Origin of the sequence: Pseudomonas frederiksbergensis (genome assembly GCF_900105495.1) — a bacterium.
In the GTDB taxonomy this organism is placed as follows: domain Bacteria; phylum Pseudomonadota; class Gammaproteobacteria; order Pseudomonadales; family Pseudomonadaceae; genus Aquipseudomonas; species Aquipseudomonas frederiksbergensis.
Genome location: NZ_FNTF01000002.1, coordinates 4,891,699 through 4,912,249, shown reverse-complemented (window position 1 = coordinate 4,912,249; position 20,551 = coordinate 4,891,699). Strand labels below are relative to the sequence as shown.

The 20,551-nt window shown below is 58.6% G+C and carries 21 protein-coding genes; 12 read left to right on the top strand and 9 right to left on the bottom strand.

The features are described 5' to 3' along the window. Nucleotides 1-126 precede the first annotated feature (126 nt). The gene (locus BLW70_RS22945) at nucleotides 127-1,026 is read right to left on the bottom strand and encodes a LysR substrate-binding domain-containing protein (protein WP_074877875.1); all 900 of its coding nucleotides are present in this window, start codon (nucleotides 1,024-1,026) and stop codon (nucleotides 127-129) included. A gap of 118 nt (nucleotides 1,027-1,144) precedes the next feature. On the opposite strand from BLW70_RS22945, the gene BLW70_RS22940 reads away from it, so the two are divergent. The 3 genes from BLW70_RS22940 to BLW70_RS22930 are packed head-to-tail and all read left to right on the top strand — an operon-like array spanning nucleotide 1,145 to nucleotide 3,399. Continuing rightward, a complete protein-coding gene (locus BLW70_RS22940; protein WP_074877873.1) occupies nucleotides 1,145-2,161 on the top strand; it encodes an aldo/keto reductase in 1,017 nt (338 codons plus the stop codon). A gap of 2 nt (nucleotides 2,162-2,163) precedes the next feature. Continuing rightward, a complete protein-coding gene (locus tag BLW70_RS22935; protein WP_074877871.1) occupies nucleotides 2,164-2,961 on the top strand; it encodes an SDR family NAD(P)-dependent oxidoreductase in 798 nt (265 codons plus the stop codon). A 27-nt stretch (nucleotides 2,962-2,988) separates the two neighbouring features. Beyond that, a complete protein-coding gene (locus tag BLW70_RS22930; protein WP_074877869.1) occupies nucleotides 2,989-3,399 on the top strand; it encodes an SRPBCC family protein in 411 nt (136 codons plus the stop codon). A 146-nt stretch (nucleotides 3,400-3,545) separates the two neighbouring features. On the opposite strand, the gene BLW70_RS22925 is transcribed toward BLW70_RS22930, so the two are convergent. Together BLW70_RS22925 and BLW70_RS22920 are read right to left on the bottom strand one after the other, a co-directional pair. Next, nucleotides 3,546-4,853 (bottom strand): sensor histidine kinase, encoded by a 1,308-nt coding sequence (locus BLW70_RS22925; RefSeq protein WP_074877867.1) that lies wholly within the window; start codon nucleotides 4,851-4,853, stop codon nucleotides 3,546-3,548. Continuing rightward, the gene (locus tag BLW70_RS22920) at nucleotides 4,850-5,590 is read right to left on the bottom strand and encodes a response regulator (RefSeq protein WP_074877865.1); all 741 of its coding nucleotides are present in this window, start codon (nucleotides 5,588-5,590) and stop codon (nucleotides 4,850-4,852) included. Before BLW70_RS22920 ends, BLW70_RS22925 begins: the two co-directional genes overlap by 4 nt. A gap of 305 nt (nucleotides 5,591-5,895) precedes the next feature. Here BLW70_RS22920 and BLW70_RS22915 point away from each other — a divergent pair, with 305 nt between their 5' ends. The 4 genes from BLW70_RS22915 (at nucleotide 5,896) to BLW70_RS22900 (ending at nucleotide 8,912) form a co-directional block, all read left to right on the top strand. Next, entirely contained in the window at nucleotides 5,896-6,159 is a 264-nt protein-coding gene (locus BLW70_RS22915) for a DUF2790 domain-containing protein (protein WP_074877864.1), read from the top strand. 36 nt (nucleotides 6,160-6,195) lie between these two features. Then, complete coding sequence (locus tag BLW70_RS22910; protein ID WP_074877862.1) at nucleotides 6,196-6,408, top strand: hypothetical protein; 213 nt, start codon at nucleotides 6,196-6,198, stop codon at nucleotides 6,406-6,408. A gap of 169 nt (nucleotides 6,409-6,577) precedes the next feature. Then, entirely contained in the window at nucleotides 6,578-7,807 is a 1,230-nt protein-coding gene (locus tag BLW70_RS22905; RefSeq protein ID WP_074877860.1) for a cytochrome c biogenesis protein DipZ, read from the top strand. Between the two features lie 292 nt (nucleotides 7,808-8,099). Next, nucleotides 8,100-8,912, top strand: coding sequence for a class I SAM-dependent methyltransferase (locus BLW70_RS22900; protein WP_074877858.1), 813 nt, complete (start codon nucleotides 8,100-8,102; stop codon nucleotides 8,910-8,912). Between the two features lie 138 nt (nucleotides 8,913-9,050). Here BLW70_RS22900 and BLW70_RS22895 read toward each other — a convergent pair whose 3' ends face one another. The 3 genes from BLW70_RS22895 to BLW70_RS22885 form a co-directional block, all read right to left on the bottom strand. Next, nucleotides 9,051-9,977: a universal stress protein gene (locus BLW70_RS22895; RefSeq protein ID WP_074877856.1), complete on the bottom strand. Its 927-nt coding sequence runs from the start codon at nucleotides 9,975-9,977 to the stop codon at nucleotides 9,051-9,053. Between the two features lie 231 nt (nucleotides 9,978-10,208). After that, nucleotides 10,209-10,649: a hypothetical protein gene (locus BLW70_RS22890; RefSeq protein ID WP_074877855.1), complete on the bottom strand. Its 441-nt coding sequence runs from the start codon at nucleotides 10,647-10,649 to the stop codon at nucleotides 10,209-10,211. A 182-nt stretch (nucleotides 10,650-10,831) separates the two neighbouring features. Continuing rightward, entirely contained in the window at nucleotides 10,832-11,032 is a 201-nt protein-coding gene (locus BLW70_RS22885; protein ID WP_074880770.1) for a hypothetical protein, read from the bottom strand. Nucleotides 11,033-11,314: 282 nt separating this feature from the next. Between BLW70_RS22885 and BLW70_RS22880 the strand changes: the two genes are divergently transcribed. Then, nucleotides 11,315-12,469, top strand: a complete 1,155-nt coding sequence (locus tag BLW70_RS22880) for a hypothetical protein (RefSeq protein ID WP_074880766.1) — start codon at nucleotides 11,315-11,317, stop codon at nucleotides 12,467-12,469. Nucleotides 12,470-12,543: 74 nt separating this feature from the next. Beyond that, nucleotides 12,544-13,662, top strand: a complete 1,119-nt coding sequence (locus BLW70_RS22875) for a glycosyltransferase 61 family protein (RefSeq protein WP_074877853.1) — start codon at nucleotides 12,544-12,546, stop codon at nucleotides 13,660-13,662. 32 nt (nucleotides 13,663-13,694) lie between these two features. On the opposite strand, the gene BLW70_RS22870 is transcribed toward BLW70_RS22875, so the two are convergent. Next, entirely contained in the window at nucleotides 13,695-14,912 is a 1,218-nt protein-coding gene (locus tag BLW70_RS22870) for a DUF3422 domain-containing protein (RefSeq protein WP_074880763.1), read from the bottom strand. A gap of 122 nt (nucleotides 14,913-15,034) precedes the next feature. After that, on the bottom strand, nucleotides 15,035-16,714 hold the full coding sequence (locus tag BLW70_RS22865; protein WP_074877851.1) for a thiamine pyrophosphate-binding protein: 1,680 nt from the start codon (nucleotides 16,712-16,714) through the stop codon (nucleotides 15,035-15,037). Between the two features lie 309 nt (nucleotides 16,715-17,023). Here BLW70_RS22865 and BLW70_RS22860 point away from each other — a divergent pair, with 309 nt between their 5' ends. The 3 genes from BLW70_RS22860 to BLW70_RS22850 all read left to right on the top strand — a co-directional run bounded on the left by BLW70_RS22860 (nucleotide 17,024) and on the right by BLW70_RS22850 (nucleotide 19,194). Beyond that, nucleotides 17,024-17,290 carry a ParD-like family protein gene (locus BLW70_RS22860; RefSeq protein ID WP_074877849.1) on the top strand — a complete coding sequence of 89 codons (267 nt, stop codon included), beginning with the start codon at nucleotides 17,024-17,026 and terminating at the stop codon, nucleotides 17,288-17,290. After that, nucleotides 17,287-18,078: a type I methionyl aminopeptidase gene (map, locus tag BLW70_RS22855; RefSeq protein WP_074877847.1), complete on the top strand. Its 792-nt coding sequence runs from the start codon at nucleotides 17,287-17,289 to the stop codon at nucleotides 18,076-18,078. Before BLW70_RS22860 ends, map begins: the two co-directional genes overlap by 4 nt. 102 nt (nucleotides 18,079-18,180) lie before the next feature. Next, nucleotides 18,181-19,194: a GlxA family transcriptional regulator gene (locus BLW70_RS22850; protein WP_174553774.1), complete on the top strand. Its 1,014-nt coding sequence runs from the start codon at nucleotides 18,181-18,183 to the stop codon at nucleotides 19,192-19,194. 58 nt (nucleotides 19,195-19,252) lie between these two features. Here BLW70_RS22850 and BLW70_RS22845 read toward each other — a convergent pair whose 3' ends face one another. Further along, nucleotides 19,253-20,257, bottom strand: coding sequence for a LacI family DNA-binding transcriptional regulator (locus BLW70_RS22845; RefSeq protein WP_074877843.1), 1,005 nt, complete (start codon nucleotides 20,255-20,257; stop codon nucleotides 19,253-19,255). Nucleotides 20,258-20,551 lie beyond the last annotated feature (294 nt).

Genomic DNA, 20,551 nt, shown 5'->3' with positions numbered 1-20,551 from the left:
TCCAAAACCTGCAATCGCGTTCATTCAGGTAAACCGAGTGCACAGGATTCACGACTGCTTCGCAGCCGAACGGGGGCAAGCCCCCTCGCCACAGGGTTTTGTGTGCTTCTCACGCAGAGTGGACGATTAGGTGGCCGGGCCCGGTTCGGTCAGCACTTTCCTGAACGTTTCCACCAGCGGTCGCAAATTGATCCGGTGCCACGCGGCCCACAGCGGCGTGGTGAATGAAATCCATGGCACTTCGCGCAGCACCACGCCGGGTGGTGCGTTGCGGCTCAGGCCTTTCTGGATCATGGCGATGCCCAGCCCCGAGGCCACCAACCCCAATGCGGTAAACGGTTCAGTGGCTTCCATGCGAATGTCCGGGGTGAAACCGGCGCGGATGCAGGCGCTGACGAAGTCGTCGCGGCTGGCGGCGTCCTGGCGGGGTTGCACGCCGATCCATTCCTGATCGGCCAGATCTGCCGGGGTCAGTGTGGTGTGGTTAGCCAACGGATGATGCTCGGGCAGGGCCAGCAGCATCGGATCGTCCAGCACCTGAAAACCCAGCAGGTCCGGGTCGTCGGCGACGGGCGGTTCGCTGACCAGGGCGATATCCAGACTACGCTGACGCAGGCCTTCGAGTTGTTCGGCGGAATTGAGGTTGTACAGCGCGACGTGCACGTTCGGCCGGTCGACCCGCAGGACCCGCAGGGCATTAGGCAGAACGCCGGCGTGCATGGCATTTTCGATGTAGCCGATGCACAAGCCGCCTTCTTCGCCGCGACCGAGACGCTTGCCCAGGGATTCCAGGCGATTGGCGTGGGTCAGCAGGGCACGGGTTTCAGCCAGGAAAGTCTGGCCATCGCGGGTCAGGCGAATGCGTTGCTGGCTGCGTTCGAACAGGGTCAGCCCCAGGCGTTCTTCGAGCTGGGCGATCTGCCGGCTCAGGGGCGATTGGGAAATGTGCAGGCGTTCGGCGGCGCGACCGACGTGTTCTTCTTCGGCGACGGCGACGAAGTAGCGCAATTGGCGGATGTCGATCATGTCAGACTTCTGGGGACTCAAGTGCTGCACATTATGTCTTGGACGGTCCGATCATCGCAATCTAGGATCTGCTCAACGGTCACCTCTGCTGACCCCTGACACTCAAGAGGAAAAACCCATGAGCTTGAAAGACAAACTACCTGGCGCCCTCGGTTTCGGCACCGCCCCATTGGGCAACATGTTCCGCGCCATTCCTGAAGACGAGGCGCTCGCCACCGTCCACGCCGCCTGGGATGCCGGTGTGCGTTACTTCGACACCGCTCCGTTTTATGGCTCGGGCCTGTCGGAAATACGCCTGGGCACCGCGCTGGCCCAGTACAACCGCGACGACTACGTACTCAGCAGCAAAGTCGGCCGAGTGATTCTCGATGAAGTCGAAGACGCCGCAGCCCGTGATTTGGGCGAAAAAAGCGGAGTGTTCGAACACGGCCGCCCGAACAAGATCGTCAACGACTACAGCGCCGACGCCACGCTGCGCTCCATCGAAGACAGCCTCAAGCGCCTGCAAACCGATCGGCTGGACATCGTTTGGGTGCATGACATCGCCCAGGACTTCTACGGCGATCAATGGCTGGAATACTTCAACCAGGCCCGCACCGGCGCCTTCAAGGTACTGACCCGCTTGCGCGAAGAAGGCGTGATCAAGGGCTGGGGGCTGGGCGTGAACAAGGTTGAGCCGTGCGAGCTGACCCTGGATTTGACCGAAGCCCAGCCGGACGGTTTTCTGCTGGCCGGTCGCTACACGCTGCTCGATCACGATCGTGCCTTGCAACGTTTGATGGACGCCGCGCTGGCGCAGAACGTCGAGATTGTGGTCGGTGGTCCTTATAGCTCGGGCATTCTGGCCGGTGGCACACACTTCGAGTACCAGAAAGCCAGCCCGGCGATCATCAATAAAGTCGAGCAGATCAAGCGAATTGCGGCCGCCCATGGTGTCGACATCAAGGCAGCGGCGTTACAGTTTTCGTTGGCTAACCCGGCCGTGGCGGCGGTGATTCCAGGCTCCAGCCGTCCCGATCGGATTGCTGAAGACGTTGCCGCGATGTCGGCGGTCATTCCCGCTGCGTTCTGGCAGGCGATGCGCGAGGCGAAACTGGTGTCCGAACGCGCGCCATTGCCGATCATTGGAGGTTGAGCATGAACATCGATCTGAGTGGAAAACTCGCCATTGTCAGCGGCAGCACCGCCGGCATTGGCCTGGGCATCAGCAAGGCATTGGCCGAGTCCGGCGCCACGGTGGTGGTGATCGGCCGCGAGACGGCCAAGGTCGAACAGGCGCTGGCGAGCATTCGTCAGAGCGTGCCGGATGCGCGGTTGCGTGGCCTGACCGCCGATTTGGGCACTGCCGAAGGCGCCGAGTTGTTGTTCGCCGCCGAACCGCGGGCGGACATCCTGGTGAACAACCTCGGGATCTTCAACGATGTGGATTTCTTCGACGCACCGGACAGCGAGTGGACGCGTTTTTATGAGGTCAACGTGATCTCCGGCGTGCGCCTGTCACGGCATTACGTGCCGGACATGGTCAAGCAGGGCTGGGGCCGGGTGATCTTCCTGTCCTCGGAATCCGGGGTCGCAACACCGGCCGACATGCTCAACTACGGCGTGACCAAAAGCGCCAACCTGGCGGTGTCCCATGGTTTGGCCAAGCGGCTGGCGGGCACCGGGGTGACGGTTAATGCAATCCTGCCTGGCCCGACGTTGACCGATGGCCTGGAGCAGATGCTCAAAGACGCCACTGACAAATCGGGGCGCAGCGTTCGGGAAGAAGCCGACGCCTTCGTGCGCAAGGCCCGGCCGAGTTCGATTATCCAACGCGTGGCGGATGTCGAGGAAGTCGCGAATCTGGTGGCTTATATCGCCTCGCCGCTGTCTTCGGCCACTACTGGCGCGGCTTTGCGGGTCGACGGTGGTGTTGTCGACAGCATGGCGATTTGAACCTTTTTGATTGAGAGAGAATATTTCATGGCTACAGCATCAGCATTCATCGACATTCCGGCGACCGCCGAGCAGGTTTGGCAATTGATTGGCGGCTTTGACTCGCTGCCGGACTGGCTGCCGTTTATTCCCCAAAGCGAGCTGAGTGAAGGCGGCCGGGTGCGCAGCCTGCAAACGGCGGACGGCGCAGTGGTGGTTGAACGGTTGGAGACGTTTGATAACGCCGGGAAGACTTACAGTTATTCGATTTTGCAGGCACCGTTTCCGGCTACTGACTACCTGGCGACTATCCGTGTTGATGCGCAGGGGCAGGGCGCGCGAGTGACTTGGTCCGGGCGGTTTACCCCTGTCGGTGTGAGTAATAAAGAGGTTGAGGATTTGTTTGCCGGGATTTACCAGGGCGGTCTTGAAGCCCTGCGCGCCAACTATCCGGCCTGACCCTGAACTGATCGTTCCCACGCTCTGCGTGGGAATGCCACTAGGGACGCTCCGCGTTCCAGCTCTCGAAAGGGACGCGGAGCGTCCCGGGCTGCATTCCCACGCAGAGCGTGGGAACGATCAACGCGGAGCGTGGGAACGATCAGCTACTGAGCCTGAGCCGGTAATTTCAGCTCCGCGCACAACCCACCGCCTTCACGATTACTCAACGTCAACGATCCCCCGATCGCCAGCGCCAACTGCTGCGCAATCGCCAATCCCAACCCGGTCCCGCCGGTACTGCGGTTACGCGAGTTTTCCACGCGATAAAAAGGCTCCATCACCTGGGCCAATTCCTCCTCGGCAATCCCCGGCCCGCGGTCCATCACCTTCACCGACACACTGCCGTCAGCCTTCGCTTCCACCCACAACTCGGCGGCGCCGGCGAACTTCAGCGCGTTGTCCGTCAGGTTCACCAACACCCGCCGCAAGGCGTGCGGCCGGGTGTTGATCACCGCGTCGCTTTTGCCTCCGAGCTGCACGTCTTTGCCCATGTCCTGATAGTCGAACACCAGGCTGTCGAGGAACGAGTCCAGATTGGTGCGGCGACTTTCCTCGGTGGCGCCATGCACGCTGCGGGCATAGGCCACGCCTTCGCGCACCAGGTGTTCTATCTCGCCAAGATCATTCCAGAGTTTGTCTTTCTCGGCGCAATCGTCCATGAATTCGGCGCGCAGTTTCATGCGGGTGATCGGGGTTTGCAGGTCGTGGGAAATCGCCGCCAGCAGTTGCATGCGTTCCTTGAGGTAAGCGGCGATGCGCGCCTGCATCGAGTTGAAGGCCTTGGCGGCATGTGCGACTTCGGTCGGGCCTTGTTCGTCCAGGTGCACCGCGTGGGTGTTGGGGTCCAGGGTCTCCACCGCCTGGGCGAGGCGGGTGAGGGGGCGGATGGCGATTCTCACCGCCAGCCAGGTGCAGATGAGCATCAGTGCCAATTGCCCCAGCAACACGATGGGCAGCCAAGGCGACAACGGCACCATCGAGGGTCGCACGTCGATGGTCACCGGGCTGCCGTCCGCCAGTTTCAGGTGGACCTGAAAATGTTTTTCTGGCCCTGGGATGTCGGTCACCGTCATCGGGTAATCCTTGCCGATGGCCTCCTTGATCGACGTCATCGCCATGGGTGAATCGCTCATCGGCATGCCCGGCGAGCCTTCGTTCAACAAATAGCGGTAGTTACGTCGATTCAGTTGTTGCAGCCAGCTCATGCGCTCTTCTGCCGGCAAGCGGTCGAGGATGGCGATGGAGGTCGAGACGTCGGTTTCCAGATTGCCCAGCATGGTGTTTTTCGTGCTTTCGTACCGCTCGTAGTACTGCGCGCCGAAAGACAGCGCCTGCGCGAGAATCAAGCCGATCAGGAAGATCAGCGACAGCCGCGAGGCGAGGGTGCGAGGCCAGCGCATCGAGAGGTTCATGAGGGCGCCCCGAGGACTTCCACCGGCAGGGAAAACACATAGCCTTCGCTGCGCACGGTTTTGATGTAGGCCGGTTCGCGGGCATCGTCCAGCAAGCGCTGGCGCAAGCGGCTGACCAGCAAGTCGATGGAGCGGTCGAACAGGTCGGCATCGCGGCCTTGGGTCAGGTTCAGCAATTGATCGCGATTGAGCACCCGCTGAGGGTGATCGAGGAACACCCGCAGCAACCGATATTCCGCGCCACTGAGGGCGACCATCGTGCCGTCTTCATCGAGCAGGTGCCGGGCCGATGTGTCCAGGCGCCAGCGTCCGAAGGCCAGCAAGCGACCGCTTTCGGTGACCACCAGGTTGGGTGGCAGCATCCTCGTGCGGCGCAGCACCGCGTTGATGCGGGCGAGCAGTTCACGGGCGGCGAAAGGCTTGACCAGGTAATCGTCGGCGCCCATTTCCAGGCCAATGATGCGGTCGGTTTCATCGTTGCGCGCGGTGAGCATCAGCACTGGCGTGGCCTTGTGTTTGCCGGCGCGTAGCTCACGGCACAGCACCAGGCCATCGTCGCCCGGCATCATGATGTCGAGCACGATCAGGTCCACCGGCGTGGACTCCAGGAACGTGCGCATTTGCCGCCCATCGGCCACGACGGTGGTGCGCAGGCCGTTTTTCTTGAGGTAGTTGCCTACCAGTTCCCGGATCTCGCGGTCATCGTCCACGATGAGAATGTGATCGACGTGTTCCATTTGGCCAGGCCTCTGTAGATGGGGGATGTCGCGCAGTCTATCGAGCCTTGGCCCGCTCGCCCGCAGTCCTTTGTATTGCAGTGTATCTGGCCTGTCGGCGGATACACGTGGACGCAAAAACCCCCGTTTTCAGGGCATTTGTATCGCTGTGTATCCCGGCCCGGTTCTGATACGTAACGATTTACCCGCGCCTGTTCCCGACACAGACGAGATACCTCTCGAGCTTCTAATAGGTTCCATCGAGGCAAATCAAACCGCCTCGGCCCAATCAACGATTGCCCTGTTGAAGCCTTGAGGAAACCACCATGAACACCAAAGCCGTCTGTGCTGCTTGCCTGTTTGCCGCCCTGAACATCTGCACCTTGTCGGCCCGCGCCGAAGCCGATGTCGCCGCTAAAACCTACACCTACGGCACGCAACTGGACATCAAGAAAGTGGTGTCGCTGAAACAGGACGACTCGACTTCCTGCGCAGTTGTGGATGCCCAGCTGACTTACCTGGATTCCCATAACAAAACCCAGGTCCTGGACTATCGCAAATTTGCGGATAGCTGCAACTCAGACAACTGAGTCCTGCGCTGACCCATTTCAAACAGGAGGAACATCATGAACAACGTAAGCCGCTTTTTGACGGCCATTGCCTTCTCCGTGGCGGGCGCCGCTGCCCATGCCAATGCTGCTGTTGAACAGAAAAGCTGTGGCAGCGCGACTTGCTTTCAGCTGACGCCGGTGGCGCAGAAGGGCGGGAACGCCTTTTTGGCGCAGGACGGTACCAGCCGTACGCCGCAGGACCAGCAGCTGGAAAACCAGGCGGTCTGACGCTCTAGCTAAATTCTGTAAACGCCACTGTCTCCCTGTGGGAGCGAGCCTGCTCGCGATGACGGCAGCACATTCAGCCTTTCAGTGACTGCCAGACCGCCATCGCGAGCAGGCTCGCTCCCACAGGGATGGGTGGTGTGTCGCCCCTCTCTATATTCAAGGTGATTTCATGTTTCTCATCGCTTTCCTGGGCGGCATATTGACCGTCCTCAGCCCTTGCATCCTCCCGGTCGTGCCGTTTCTGTTCGCCGGTGTCAAACGCACACGTTCCTCGATCCTGCTCACCCTTGGCGGCATGGTCCTGACTTTCGCCCTGATTTCCAGCCTGGCCGTGGTCAGCAGCGAGTGGGTGGTACACGCCAATAATTCCGGCCGTCACGTGGCCCTCATCGTAATGGCGCTGTTTGCCCTGTCGCTGATTTCCGCCCGTGTCGGTGACTGGCTGGCCCGGCCCTTCGTGGCGCTGGGCAACCGCCTCGATCCAGACACCCGCAAAATGTCCGGCCCGTTGGGTTCGGTCATGATCGGCGTCGCCACCGGCCTGCTCTGGGCTCCGTGCGCCGGACCGATCCTCGGGGTCATCCTCACGGGCGCCATGCTGCAAGGCGCAAACGCTCAAACCAGCCTGTTACTGGTGGCGTACGGCCTGGGCAGCGCATTGTCCCTGGGCACCTTGATTTTCGCCGGCCGCGGGCTGGTCAATCGCTTGAAGTCGTCGATTCCGGTCACCGGTTGGCTGCGTCGGGGTACGGGGGTTGCGGTGCTGGCGGCTGCGGCGGTGATTTCTACCGGTGCCGACAAGACACTGCTGGCCGGCACTTCATCCGAAAGCCTGACGACGGTTGAGCAACGCGTGCTGGAAACCGTGCCGAAAGTCGTCGATTACTTCGTCAGCAAGGTCAGCGCAGAGTCGTCCATGGACAACGCCCAAGGCCCGATGCCGTCGCTGTCCGGTGCGGTCGAATGGCTCAACTCGCCGGCGCTGAGCAACGATTCGCTGAAAGGCAAAGTGGTGCTGGTGGATTTCTGGACCTACGACTGCATCAACTGCCAGCACACCTTGCCGTACGTGAAGGACTGGGCGAAGAAATACGAGAAGGATGGCCTGGTGGTGATCGGCGTCCACACCCCTGAATACGGTTTCGAGCGCATCATCGACAACGTCAAGGATCAGGTGAAAAAGCTCGGCATCACCTACCCGGTGGCTATCGACAACAACTACGCGATCTGGCGCAATTTCGACAACCAGTACTGGCCGGCTCATTACCTGATTGACGCCAAGGGCCAGGTGCGTTTCACCCATTTTGGTGAAGGCCGCTACGAGGCTCAGGAGAAGATGATTCAGCAGTTGCTCGAAGAGGCCAAGGCTGACGCCAAAACCCCCGTACCTGCCGCATGAACCTGTAAATCAACAGCGCCACCCGTGAAATCTCCAGACGATCGGGCAGGGTTGGCCGACGATCGGGCAGGACGCCAGCGTTGCCCGGCGCGATAGTTGGCACACAGGGTCTGCCGACCCTGTCATCAATAAAAAGAATGAGAGGTTGCCATGCCCAAGTTTGTTATAGAACGCGAGATCCCGGGCGCAGCGTCAGCGTTTCCCCGGTCCTGAACATTATCGATCCCATGACGGCGGAGTCAGTATCCGCCGGTTCCTGCTCAGTGATCCCACTCCGCCGGAGAAAGAATCCATGAGTACACCCATTGATCTAACTGCCTTGAAAAACCGTCAGATGGCCTCTTGGGCCAGTGGCGACTATGCCGTGATCGGCACCACCTTGCAGATTGTCGGTGAGCAACTGGCCGAAGCCTGCGATTTGCTCTGCGATGAACGCGTGCTCGACGTGGCAGCCGGCAACGGTAACGCGACGCTCGCTGCCGCGCGCCGTGGTTGCCACGTCACCTCTACCGACTATGTTGCCGCGCTACTGGAACGCGGCGAAGACCGAGCCAGGGCAGAACGCCTGGACGTGACCTTTCAAGTGGCTGACGCGGAAGCCTTGCCGTTCGAGGATGCCAGCTTCGATGCCGTGCTTTCGACCTTCGGCGTGATGTTTACCCCGGACCAGCCCAGGGCCGCGGCGGAACTGGCGCGGGTCTGTCGTCCCGGAGGGCGGATCGGCCTCGCCAACTGGACGCCCGAAGGTTTTGTCGGCCAGATGTTCAAGACCCTCGGCCGCCACCTGCCGCCACCGCCGGGCGCTCAACCGCCTTCGCAGTGGGGCACCGAAGCCTGGCTGCGCACGCAGTTCGACGAACGAGACTTCCTGCTCCAGGTAGCGCGCAAGACCTTTAACTTCCGTTACCGCTCGGCCGCGCATTTCATCGACACGTTCCGCACCTGGTACGGCCCAGTCCACAAAGCCTTCGCGGCGCTACCTCCTGAAGGCGCCCAGGCGCTGGAAAACGACCTGACTGAACTGTTGAACCGCTTGAACCGAGCGGGAGAAAAATCGCTGGTGGTGCCGAGTGAATACCTGGAAGTAGTCATCACCCGGCGTTGAGCTGGCAACACTATCCCCCTGTGGGAGTGAGCCTGCTCGCGATGAGGGCCTTACATTCAACATTGATGTTGACTGAAAATCCGCCATCGCGAGCAGGCTCACTCCCACAGGGGGATAGTGTTTTTGTCGGGGGGGCAATTATTCATCCAGCCGCTCGGTGTACACCACCCAAACGCTGCACGGCATTTTGTACAGCAGATGCTCCACCGTGCTGCCGATCAGCCGGCCCATGCCGCGATGGCCAATCCGGCCCATGACAATCACATCAACGTCATAGGCGTCGGCATAGCGGGTGAGGACCTTGGCCGGGTTACCCATGATCATGTGCCTCTGCTCCGGCGCGATGCCGTTGCGCTCGGCCAGGTCGTTGAAGGCGTCCTCCTGGTAATCGAATACGGTCCTGGCCTTGCCCGACGAGAAGAACGCCGAACCGTTGTCGAAGCCGAATTCATCGGCACTGATGGATGAAAGGTCATAGGCATAGACCACATCGAGCTCGGCATTACAGGCACTCGCCAGTTTCGCCGCCTCGTGAAGGATCCGGTCGTTGAAGGTTTTGTAATGGTCATCGCGATGAAAGGGGTCGACCGCCGCAACGATCTTTCGGGGCAGCGCGTGCACGGCGTGGCTGACGAAATGCAGCGGTACCGGGCATTCGCGCAACAAATGCACATCGAGCGGGGTGAATATCAGCCGCGACAACAGGGATTCGTGCTCCAGCGCCTTGATCAGCACATCCATCGGCTGTTCCTTGAGGTGAATCAGGATTTCTTCCAGCGGACGTTCTACCCAGGCCACTTCGGTGGTGACGTGAACCCCGATTTTGCGCAAGGGACGGGCCTGTTCCTCAAGCCATTGGCGGTGGCGCTCGACGTAGCCCACGCGCATCTGTTCCAGGGCCTTTTCATTGACCAGACTGGCGGTTGCCAGACCCTCTAGGTAATCGAAGGCGACGATGTGCAGCGCGGCGTCTTCGGCCTTGGCCAGCGCAGCGGCCCTGTCGAAAGCGGGGCTGTGTTCCATCAGCGGTGATGCAACCAGCATGAAGCGGGATTGACCAGACATGACGAACCTCCCGTGGATTAGCCGCCCGACGTGCGGCTCGTGCGACGTACACCCAGTCTCTAAGTATTGACCATGATCATCCTCCCGTCCGCAAACCGGACGCGGGCTGAAGTTCGTGATGGTGCCGCAAGCGTTGGTCAATCTGTGGGAGTAGGTTCGGCGGGTTGGTCTTGCACGAGGATATCGGGGACTGTTACTTGGGGCTGTGGAGGAGGGCACTACTGTTGATTACTAACTGCACCTGACGCTAACAGCCTTCGCGGCGCGTTGCAGTTCTTGCTTGACGTCGACCGGGATCCGCTGCTTCACCAGTCGTTGCTCGAGAAATGTCTGATCGCCTCGGGTATCAACCTCGGCGTCAATAGCCGCATCCTCTGCTTCGATGGTGGCCGCGTGAGCCTCTATGACCGAATCGACTTCTGCGTCGCTCTTGGCGGCGTCGAGTGCACCAATGAGTGTCGCCACTTCGTCTTCTTCAGCCTTGCCATAGGCTTCTACGGACAGCCCGGCAGCCAACGCCCGCGCCCGGATTTCCACGCCTTTGAGCGTCTGCTTGGCTTCTCCGCACAGCATGTCGTGTTTCTGGCTTTCGACGGTTTTCCATTGGAAAAACCCATACGTCATCGTGCCGATAAGCGCTACGGTGATACCACCGATCAGGATCTGTTTCATGGCTACAGTCGTGAACGTCTGGGGGGTGAGGGTTCGGTGAGCATCGCTTCGTTCTCTATTCGAGGAAATAAAAGCGTAGCACCGGAACCCGGTCAAGCCCCGTCCAATGTCAATGCAAATGCGTGACGACGTACAGGAACGGAAGGGCTTCAGATGATGGCCTCACGGCCCTTGGCGTGTTGCTAGTTACCGTCCGCCACTTTGCGTTCTATCTCCGCTATTTTCCGATTGAGCTCCTCAGCTTCCTGCTCCCGGGTTCGGGGTGAAGAGGGCGTGACGGTTTCATTCGCCTCTTTGGCGCCCGTGCCCCTGTTCTCACGATCTGTTTCGGCGTTTGAATTTTCGTCTGATTCGACGTCGTTAACACTGTCATCGTTGTTCATTTTAATGACCTCCATTGGCCTGAACATTGGATTCGATGCCATGGCTTGAGTTCGAGATTTTTGTACCGGATCTGGAAGAAAAATTGGCGTCATGAAATAGACAACTGACGCCACTTCATATCGCTTGCAAAGTGGCTACCTTGAACTTTACTAGTCACTGAACGTGAGAGCGTTCGTCATCAATAAATGTCTTTTATATCAAGGTTTAAGCGCGCCACTTTGAAGTTCCGCCTTGATCTTTTTCTGATCTGCCCCAAAGAAAGCTCAAAGGATGACGAAGAAATGAAAGAGAACGTGGCGGCCGTTATCCGCAAACTGATATCTCCTTCAATGCGGTATGAGATTAGAAACGCTTCACACTGGTTGCGAGACATCCTTGGGCGTGCGTGTTTCTGGCGCTGGGAGATTGCCAGGTTCAGAGCGCAGAACGAAAGTCCCTACGAAATCCTTTATATCGGAAGAAAAAAGAAGCGCGAGATGGCCAAGCTTCTCATCAGGGGAAAGACCCAGGGTAATTCCCCTGTTGTCGACGTCGAAGCGCAACCTGGCGTGTCGAGCCATGTAGTGGTGGTGAGTGAAATGCCGACTTCGGGGGCCTTGTTTGTACCCCTGTATTTGAGTGCCGTCGTACCGCTGGGGCGATCCGTCGAGGAGATCACCACAAAATACGACAGCGAATTACGGCGAAACATCCGCAAGAACCGGCCGCGCTACCGAATGGTCCAGACGCTGTTGGACGAAGACATTGAAAAGGCCGATAGGGAGATGCTTAGACCTTATGCCACGGCAAGGCAAGGCATCCACGCTGCGCAATTTGCCACGCCGGAGGTCTTCAGGATTGCCAAGACCGTCGGCCGGCTCGACCTGATCATGCTGGAGGACGAGGTCGTTGCCTGTCACCTTGGCTGTGTAATAACCCGGGGCGGAAAGCGCTACTGGAGCACGCTGCGTTTCGGATACACCGAGGCGATTTTTTCAGATGCCAAAAGACTGCGTGAAGTGAACTCGATTACCACCTTCATGGCACTTGAATGGGCGATAGACAATGGCTTCGATTATTACGACATCGGTCTTTGCCTGGCGCGGCCGGATGACGGACTTCTGAAATGGAAAAGAAGGCGCGGCGGTGATATTGATTCCATGGGCAACCACGCTTACATGTTTGTCCGGCTGCCCAAGACAGGGGCGGCCAAATTCCTCTGGGATACACCGTTATTCGCGGTTGAAGGCAAGGAATTGACCCTTCACCTTGGCTTGCCGGACGGGCCAAGCGATGAGGAAGTGGCCAGCCGTTATCATGAAATGGTATTTGGCGGGCTGCACAAGATTTATCTTTATTGCGCCAGGAACTCGGGCGAACAGTTTCTCGAAACCTTGCGTAGTCGCTATGCCAGTTTGCAGACCCCACCCATTATGAAAAGGATTGCATCGAGCTGAACAATTTCCAGGCCTGAAATAAACAGAGCGCTTCGCGTCTGACTATTGACCCTGTTGTGCAGGGAGGACTTTTCATGGAAAGCAATGTCTCGCCAATCAGCACTTCAACCACGGGCAATCGGAAAAAATGGACCCTTGCCGCCTACCGGTACATGGCAAGAAAAAGATTCGTCCGAAAGGCGGAGATCAACTTGAAAAGCCTGGCGGCGAAAACCTGGGACGTGGCTCCGGGTGGCACATCGTATTCTCCGCCTGCTTTCTTCCTGCCCAATCAAATGGACCGTGTCACAGGCTGGGAGGCAAAGCGCTTTTATCCTTTCGAGCATCCCGCTCGCACAATGGAAGGGCTGGGCACCGTTGTGCAAGGCCCGACACGTGGCTACCTGATCAAGGATGTCTGGCTGATCGATGGAGCGCTCTACAAGAACAATGCAAGTCACTGGCTGTCTCTCAAGCCCGGTATGTTTCCGCGAATTCTCGTGGAAAACGAAATCGAGCGCGGCGCCGCCTACTGCACGCAAAACGGAAATACATGGTTTGGTACGTGGTTGATGGAAGACTGCCCGACCTATTCATTGGCATGTAACGAAGGCGTCCCGATAACCACCGCGCCCTCTGCCAGGTTTCCTCTGTTTACCCAGGCTCCCGCTTATGAGGACTGGTTTGATATGAAACCGCTTCGCCTGCACAGTGCGTTTTTTCGTGAACTCGTGCTGTTCGACGATGTGAGCAACAATCAAAGCAGGCATTTACGTTTCCGTGCCATGGGCGAAAAACTCCTGTCGCACGTGAGCTATGAGTCACACCCCGGCGTGTTCATTCTGCGAGGTGGCGACGGTGACTTGCGCTATTTACGCAATGAAAGGGAGCTCGCTGAACATCTGCGCAAAAGCAGAGGGTTTCGCGTAGTCGATCCTTTGAAAACAGATGTGCCGACCATCGTGGCGACATGTGCCGGGGCGCGGATCGTGATGGGGGTCGAAGGGAGCCAACTGGTTCATGGTGTGAATGTACTGCCGCAGGGTGGTTCGTTGCTGGTACTGCAGCCACCGAACCGTTTCGTCAGCTACTTCAAGTACCTGACGGATCGCGACCACCAGAATTTTGGCTTTGTGGTCGGAACGCCAGAGGGCGATGGCTTCAAGATCGACATTCAAGAGGTCGAGCGCACACTGGACCTGTTCCCGTCCTGATGGGGGATGGCGCTTCCCTGCGACTTACCGTATCAGTGCTCTTTGACTTTCTTGATGCGGAAAATAATCAGCGCAAGGATCGCAATCGCGAGGGGCGTCATCGCCAGCATTGCCTCTCGCGGGGCCACCTCGGCGCCGAGCAGGTGCAACCCTGAGTAGCCGAGCTTGAGCAGGTTCAGCAGGTAGTAAGTGATGGCGATGATCGACAGGCCTTCCACGGCGCGCTGGATCTTGATCTGGGCATCGGCGCGGGCGTTGAGGCTTTTGAGAATTTCCGAGTTCTGTTCTTCCATTTCCACCTGGACCCGGGCTTGCAACAGGTCGCCCAGGTTGGCCACGCTTTTGGCCAGGTGCTCCAGGCGTTGTTCGGTGGCGGTGCAGTACCTGACGGTGGGTTTGAAGCGCCGTTCGATGAACACCCCGAGACGCTGGCAATCGCCGACGTGACTTTCCCGCAATTCGCCCAGGCGCTCGTACACGAGTTGCGCATAGGCCTGGGTGGCGCTGAAGCGGTGGCGGGTTTTCGCGGTGCTGCTGACCACTTGGGCTGACAGGTTGGAGATGTCAGCCAGCAGGGCTTTCGCGTTACCGCTGTCGGCGTCGGCGTTACGCTCGGATAGGGTAACCAAGGTCTTGTCAAAGACATCGAGTTGCGCGCTCAAGGTCTTGGCCGTGGTCAACGATAACGAGGCCATCATGCGGTAGGTTTCGATTTCCAGCAAACGACGGATCATCCGCCCTTGGCGGTAAGCATTGAGGCGCCGGTTGATGAACAGGATGTGGTTGTTGCCGTCCTCGCTGAGACGAAAATCGCTCCAGACCACCGCATCGCCACCGCCTACGCAGGAACCGCATGGGTCCTTGAAACCGTAGCCGGCGAGGTCCAGGCCGGCTTCGCCACGCACGACGATCTGCACCGAGTTGATCAGCTGCGGCAAATGCGCATCGATCTTTTGCGCCAGCACCTCGGGCAGTGATGTCCAGGACAGGTCATCGCTGGATGAAGTGACCACCAGGGTCAGGGTGAAGAACTCGGCGTGGCGTTCCCATTTCAGGGCGTGGCCATCGAGTCGGGTGATGCCCTGGGCAGCATGAGGATCGATTGGCGTCGGGCAGCAGCGCTCCAGCAGCGCGTTGCACTGTGGCTCCCCGCCAAGGAAGGCCAGATGAAACACATGGGCCGGTTCGTCGAAATACAGTGACGGACGCGCGTGCAGTTCGTTGTGCAGGGTTTGTCGTTGCGGATGCATGCTGTTCAGGCCATTGATCGACTGCTGTTGTAGGTGGGACAGGTCGATGAACTGATGAGTCACAAGCTCAAAAAAGACGCCTGCTCAATCGTGAGTCAGGCGCCCAAAACCCAAGAAACGGGTTACTTCTTGCTTGATTGTTCTCTGATCTGAGTCAGGCTGAGTCGAGGGGTCAAGGCTTCAGGGTCGACCCTGACCTCAATCAAGGATGGCCGGGACATGCCAAGGCAGCGTTCAAACGCTGGGGCAAACTCCGACGTGGCGGTGACTACCTCGCCATGCAGCCCATAGGCTTGGGCCAGTGCGGCGAAATCCGGGTTGAGCAGTTCAGTGCCTGACACGCGTCCAGGGTAATTGCGCTCCTGGTGCATTCGGATGGTTCCGTACATTCCGTTGTTGATCACAATGAAAACCACATGGGCGCCATATTGCGCTGCTGTCGCTATCTCCTGACCGTTCATCAAGAAACAGCCATCTCCGGAAAATGAAACCACCACCCGATCCGGGCACGTCAGTTTGGCCGCCACCGCAGCAGGAACGCCGTAGCCCATGGAGCCATTGGTAGGGCCTAACTGAGTGCGGTACTGGCGGAACTGATAGAAACGCTGAAGCCAGACAGCGTAGTTGCCGGCGCCATTGGTCAGGATTGCATCGTCTGGAAGTCTGCGATTCAACCATTCAATGATTTCGGCCATTTGCACATCGCCAGGGGAGGGCGAGTGTTGCAGGTTTTCGCGGTAGTTTTTGTTCAGGGTGCGCGTCCATTCACTCTTTACCGGGCTGGTCACCGCAGGAAGTTTTGCGGCTGATTGGGCAAAGGTCGACAGGCTGCTGTTGATCGCTAACGCAGGTTGGTAAACCCGTCCCAGTTCCTCGATGCCTTGGTGAACATGGATCAAGGTTTGCTTCGGTACCGGGATGTCCAGGATCGCATACCCGCCCGTTGAAACCTCACCCATTCTGGAGCCCACGACCAACAGCAGGTCGGCGTTTTTTATCGCTGAGGACAGCTGCGCTGACGCGGCGAAACCAAGATCACCGACATAGTTCGGGTGTCGATTGTCGAACAGGTCCTGGCAGCGAAAGGAGGCGGCAACCGGGATGTTCTGCTGTTCAGCAAACAGCTGGATGTCGTGCACCGACTGGGTGTCCCAACCGCTGCCACCCAGCACCATCAATGGCCGCTCTGAGCGTTCAAGCAATTGCTGCATGGCGGCCATTTGCTCGGCTGCCGGGGTCATCAATACGCGTTTGAAAGGCCCGGCATCACTGACTTCCGCCATTTCGGTCAGCATGTCTTCCGGCAGGGCGACCACTACAGGCCCAGGCCTGCCATTGACCGCTCGGTGGAACGCCTGGCTGATCAGTTCGGGAATTCTGCGGGTGTCGTCTATTTGCACGACCCATTTCGCCAAGGGGCCAAACATCTGGCGAAAATCAACTTCCTGAAAGGCTTCGCGATACTGCTGATCGCGAGCAACCTGGCCAATGAACAGAATCATCGGCGATGAATCCTGGAACGCGGTGTGAACGCCAACCGAAGCGTTCGTTGCCCCCGGGCCTCGGGTCACGAAGCAGATGCCGGGCTCGCCAGTGAGCTTGCCGTAGGCTTCTGCCATATAGGCCGCCCCACCTTCCTGGCGGCACACCACCAGATCGATTTCTTCTTGCACGTCATGCAATGCATCGAGCACCGCGAGGTAGCTTTCTCCCGGAACACAAAACGCTCTTTTGACGCCATGGATGCGTAAGGCATCCACCAATATCTGACCTCCGCTACGACGAGAAATGGTTTTACTCATTGTTATCTCCTGAGTCGAATGGTGCGGTGTGAAGGGGGGAATCGCGCTCTTTCTGACAGGTACGGACTCGATCAATTGGAAGAACAACGGCTAACGTCTGCGCCACGAATTCTGAGCATCATCGAGTAGGCGTACAAACGATGATTGCTCAGCACTTCATTCCCTCAGCTATTGAAGTCGGACTGCTTGTCAACCAGTTACTTCTTATGCCGTCGTGCGCTTCTGGCGTGGCGGTCAGTCGTGAAATTGCAATTTCACACGATGAGCGATTAATATACGGTTCATATACATTTCATATTGGATTGATCAGTGGGTATCGTAAAAATTTCAGAAGCCATGCACGAGAATCTGCGCGTCGCCAGCGATGCGTTGAGTCGCTCGATCAACGCCCAGGCCGAGCACTGGATGCGCATCGGGATGCTTGCGGAGTTGCATCCAAACCTGGACCACAGCGACATCTGCCGTGTGCTGATTCGTGCCGAACTGGCGGGCGGTCTCGATGTGAAACAGCTGTGCGCACTCGCCGATTTTTCGCAAAACGCCCAGGTTGATGCAGCATCAGGAGCCAAGCCATGAAGGCCAATGTAAAACTCAATACCCCGGCAGAAATAGCCATGTCTCGTGTGGCGGGCACGCTGGCCGCCGAGGTCCTGGCCATGATTGCTCCGCATGTCAAAGCGGGGGTCACCACCGACGAACTTGACCGGCTCTGTCACGATTACATCGTCAACGTGCAGAAAGCCATTCCAGGCAATGTCGGCTATCACGGGTTCCCGAAAACCGTGTGCGCATCGGTCAACCAAGTGGTCTGCCATGGCATTCCTTCGGCCACGCCACTCAAGGATGGCGACATCGTCAATATCGACATTGCCGTGATCAAGGAGGGTTGGTACGGCGACACCAGCCGCATGTACTTCGTGGGCGAGCCCAGCCTGCAAGCTCGACGTCTGGCAGAGACGACCTATGAAGCGATGTGTGCCGGTATTCGCGTCGTCCGCCCCGGCGCGACGCTGGGTGACATTGGCCATGCCATTCAGAAGGTGGCTGAAAGAGACGGGTTCAGCGTCGTGCGCGAGTACTGCGGCCACGGTATCGGCAAGATTTATCACGATGAGCCGCAGGTCCTTCACTACGGCTTCCCAGGCCAGGGCCTGAAACTGAAAGCCGGCATGATCTTCACCATTGAACCCATGTTGAACGCTGGCAAACGCCATGTGAAAACCCTGGCGGATGGCTGGACCGTGGTCACCAAGGACCACTCCCTCTCGGCTCAGTGGGAACATATGGTCGCGGTCACTGACGACGGCTTCGAGGTGTTGACCCGTTGGCCCGATAGTGTCGATGGGTATCCCGCTATCGTTTAGGCGCAAAATGGCGCTAGTGGTTTTGAAACCTCTACAGTTAGCATTGAGGTTTATCAACGCACTCAACGACAGGTTGGGTAACGTAACCGAGCAGGCCGAACATTGATCGAGCGACGTCAATTCAGCGGAGGCATGAAGGGGAAAAATCTCCGCTATCTGAATGAGAACCCCAACGAGAAGACTCAGGTGGTCAGGGCAGGATTTCTGCTGCTTGAGCATTTCTCGCTGCCCGCATTCACGCAAGCACTGGATACGATTGTCACCGCGAATCTTCTGCGACCCGGGCTGTTCTCTTCCCGAACGTTCGGCTTGACCGATGAGGAAGTCATCAGTGACCTGGGCCTGGTCATTCGCCCGGATGGCCATTTCGTTGGCTCAACGATCCAGGAGCTGGACCTGCTGGTCATTTGCGGCGGCTACAGGACAGAACTCAAAGCGACGGATGAACTCATCTCCCTGTTGAGGGCCGCATCAGACCAGGGCGTCATTCTGGCCGGGTTGTGGAATGGCGCATGGTTCCTGGGGAGGGCAGGCTTGCTTGACGGATATCGCTGCGCGATTCACCCCGAACATCGCCCCGCGCTCGCGGAAATCTCCAAGGCGACGCATGTCACCAGTGAACCCTACGTCATCGATCGAGACCGGCTCACGGCCTCCAGTCCTTCCGGGGCGTTCCACATGGCGCTGGACTGGATCAAAAGCTTGCACGACAAAGCCCTTGTCGAGGGGATTGAAGACATCCTGGCTTTCGAGGAGTCGCGTTATCGGCGCATAAAACCGACTGAAAATATCTGTGTGAGCGCGCCATTACGCGAGGTGGTGAAGCTGATGGATGCCAACCTCGAAGAGCCTCTGGAACTGGAGCAACTGGCGGTTTACGCCGGCCGTTCGCGTCGTCAACTCGAGCGCTTGTTCAAGGAGCAACTGGGCACGACGCCGCAACGGTATTACATGGAATTGCGGATTACCGAGGCGCGTCGACTGCTCCAGCACACCGAACTGTCCCAGGTGGACGTATTGGTGGCTTGTGGTTTTGTATCGCCCAGCCATTTCAGCAAGTGTTACAGCTCTTACTTCGGCTACAGGCCTTCCAAGGAAAAGCGCCTGGTCAAGTAGCAATGGGGGGCGGCAAGTTGCCCCCCCAGCCTCTCATCCCGCCGAGGGGCTGAATCGTTCAGCGCTCGTTGACCCTTGCCGTGCTATTGCGCAACGTCAGTTCAAACGGCAATACCACATGACGTTGCGCAATCGGTTTCTTCTCAATCAAGGCAATCAGCATTTCGACGGCTTTCTGGCCGAAGACTTCGGCGGGTTGCGCGATGGTCGTCAGGGGGGGATCGCAATACGCCGCGAAGGGAATGTCGTCGAAGCCTACCAGTGAAATATCTTCGGGTACCCGCAAGCCTTGCTGCTTGATGCGCTTCAACGCGCCGATGGCCATTTCGTCGTTTTCGCAAAAGAGCGCGGTGGGACGGTCGGCCAGCTCCAGCATCGCTGCTGCACCGTCATGACCGGCCTTCAAACTGAAATCCCCGTGGCAGATCAGAGAGGCATCGGAGGCGATGCCGGCCTGGCGCAAGGCGTCTTGATAACCGGCCACACGATCGCGGGTCAGCGGGCTGCTTTTCGGGCCCTTGATCAGACCAATCCGGCGGTGGCCCAGTTCTATCAAATGCTCGGTCATGGCCTTGGCTGCTGCGCGGTTGTCGAGGCTGATCGTGGGATGGCGGCCGCCTTGAATCACCTCACAGGCGTTGACGATGGGCGGTAACTCGGCGCTGGGGAAGGTCGCTTCAAAAGGGTCGTAGGCGCGCAGTTGAATCACGCCATCGGCCTGATGGGCGTACACCAGCTCGGCGAATTCCCGTTCGATTTCCTCACGACCCTGGGTGTCGCACAGCAGCAGTCGGTACCCGGCGGCCTGGGCAGCCTGTTGGGCACCGCTGATCACCCGGGCGAAAAACGTGTTGGCGATGGCCGGGACCAGAATCACCAGGTTGCCCGTCCTGCGTGAGCGAAACTGCACCGCCATCAGGTTCGGCCGATAACCGGCCTTTTCCACGGCGGCGTTGACCTTGTCCCGCGTGTCGGGGAGCACGCGCTCAGGCGATTTCAGCGTTCTGGAGACCGTGGCCACCGAGACGCCGGCAAGCCGGGCGACTTCACGGATATTGGACAAGACCACCTCGTTGTCGAACTGTGCGGCTGGCGAGCTTAGCGCAAGTCGAGCGTGCCCTGAAATGTTCGTCGATATTAATCCGGGGTTTGACACCTCGCGCAACAGGGCCTAAATTTCCGTGGCGATGTAACCGGTTACATCGCCACGGAGTTTAAGTGTCCAAACAGCATAGGTATCTACATAAGGCTAAGTCTGTAGCAGCTGCCGAGCCTGCGAGGCTGCGTTCGAGGACGAAGTCCTCGCCAGGCCTGCATACGCGGTTTGCCTGAAAGCGCCCGCAAACTGATTTGACGA

Coding starts and splice junctions, on each gene's coding strand:
- BLW70_RS22920 (WP_074877865.1), bottom strand. CDS start 5,590: ATGGAACACGTCGATCACATTCTCATCGTGGACGATGACCGCGAGATC.
- BLW70_RS22870 (WP_074880763.1), bottom strand. CDS start 14,912: ATGCATCCGCAACGACAAACCCTGCACAACGAACTGCACGCGCGTCCG.
- BLW70_RS22940 (WP_074877873.1), top strand. CDS start 1,145: ATGAGCTTGAAAGACAAACTACCTGGCGCCCTCGGTTTCGGCACCGCC.
- BLW70_RS22945 (WP_074877875.1), bottom strand. CDS start 1,026: ATGATCGACATCCGCCAATTGCGCTACTTCGTCGCCGTCGCCGAAGAA.
- BLW70_RS22890 (WP_074877855.1), bottom strand. CDS start 10,649: ATGAAACAGATCCTGATCGGTGGTATCACCGTAGCGCTTATCGGCACG.
- BLW70_RS22895 (WP_074877856.1), bottom strand. CDS start 9,977: ATGTCTGGTCAATCCCGCTTCATGCTGGTTGCATCACCGCTGATGGAA.
- BLW70_RS22910 (WP_074877862.1), top strand. CDS start 6,196: ATGAACAACGTAAGCCGCTTTTTGACGGCCATTGCCTTCTCCGTGGCG.
- BLW70_RS22900 (WP_074877858.1), top strand. CDS start 8,100: ATGAGTACACCCATTGATCTAACTGCCTTGAAAAACCGTCAGATGGCC.
- BLW70_RS22865 (WP_074877851.1), bottom strand. CDS start 16,714: ATGAGTAAAACCATTTCTCGTCGTAGCGGAGGTCAGATATTGGTGGAT.
- map (WP_074877847.1), top strand. CDS start 17,287: ATGAAGGCCAATGTAAAACTCAATACCCCGGCAGAAATAGCCATGTCT.
- BLW70_RS22930 (WP_074877869.1), top strand. CDS start 2,989: ATGGCTACAGCATCAGCATTCATCGACATTCCGGCGACCGCCGAGCAG.
- BLW70_RS22935 (WP_074877871.1), top strand. CDS start 2,164: ATGAACATCGATCTGAGTGGAAAACTCGCCATTGTCAGCGGCAGCACC.
- BLW70_RS22880 (WP_074880766.1), top strand. CDS start 11,315: ATGAAAGAGAACGTGGCGGCCGTTATCCGCAAACTGATATCTCCTTCA.
- BLW70_RS22925 (WP_074877867.1), bottom strand. CDS start 4,853: ATGAACCTCTCGATGCGCTGGCCTCGCACCCTCGCCTCGCGGCTGTCG.
- BLW70_RS22905 (WP_074877860.1), top strand. CDS start 6,578: ATGTTTCTCATCGCTTTCCTGGGCGGCATATTGACCGTCCTCAGCCCT.
- BLW70_RS22875 (WP_074877853.1), top strand. CDS start 12,544: ATGGAAAGCAATGTCTCGCCAATCAGCACTTCAACCACGGGCAATCGG.
- BLW70_RS22915 (WP_074877864.1), top strand. CDS start 5,896: ATGAACACCAAAGCCGTCTGTGCTGCTTGCCTGTTTGCCGCCCTGAAC.
- BLW70_RS22885 (WP_074880770.1), bottom strand. CDS start 11,032: ATGAACAACGATGACAGTGTTAACGACGTCGAATCAGACGAAAATTCA.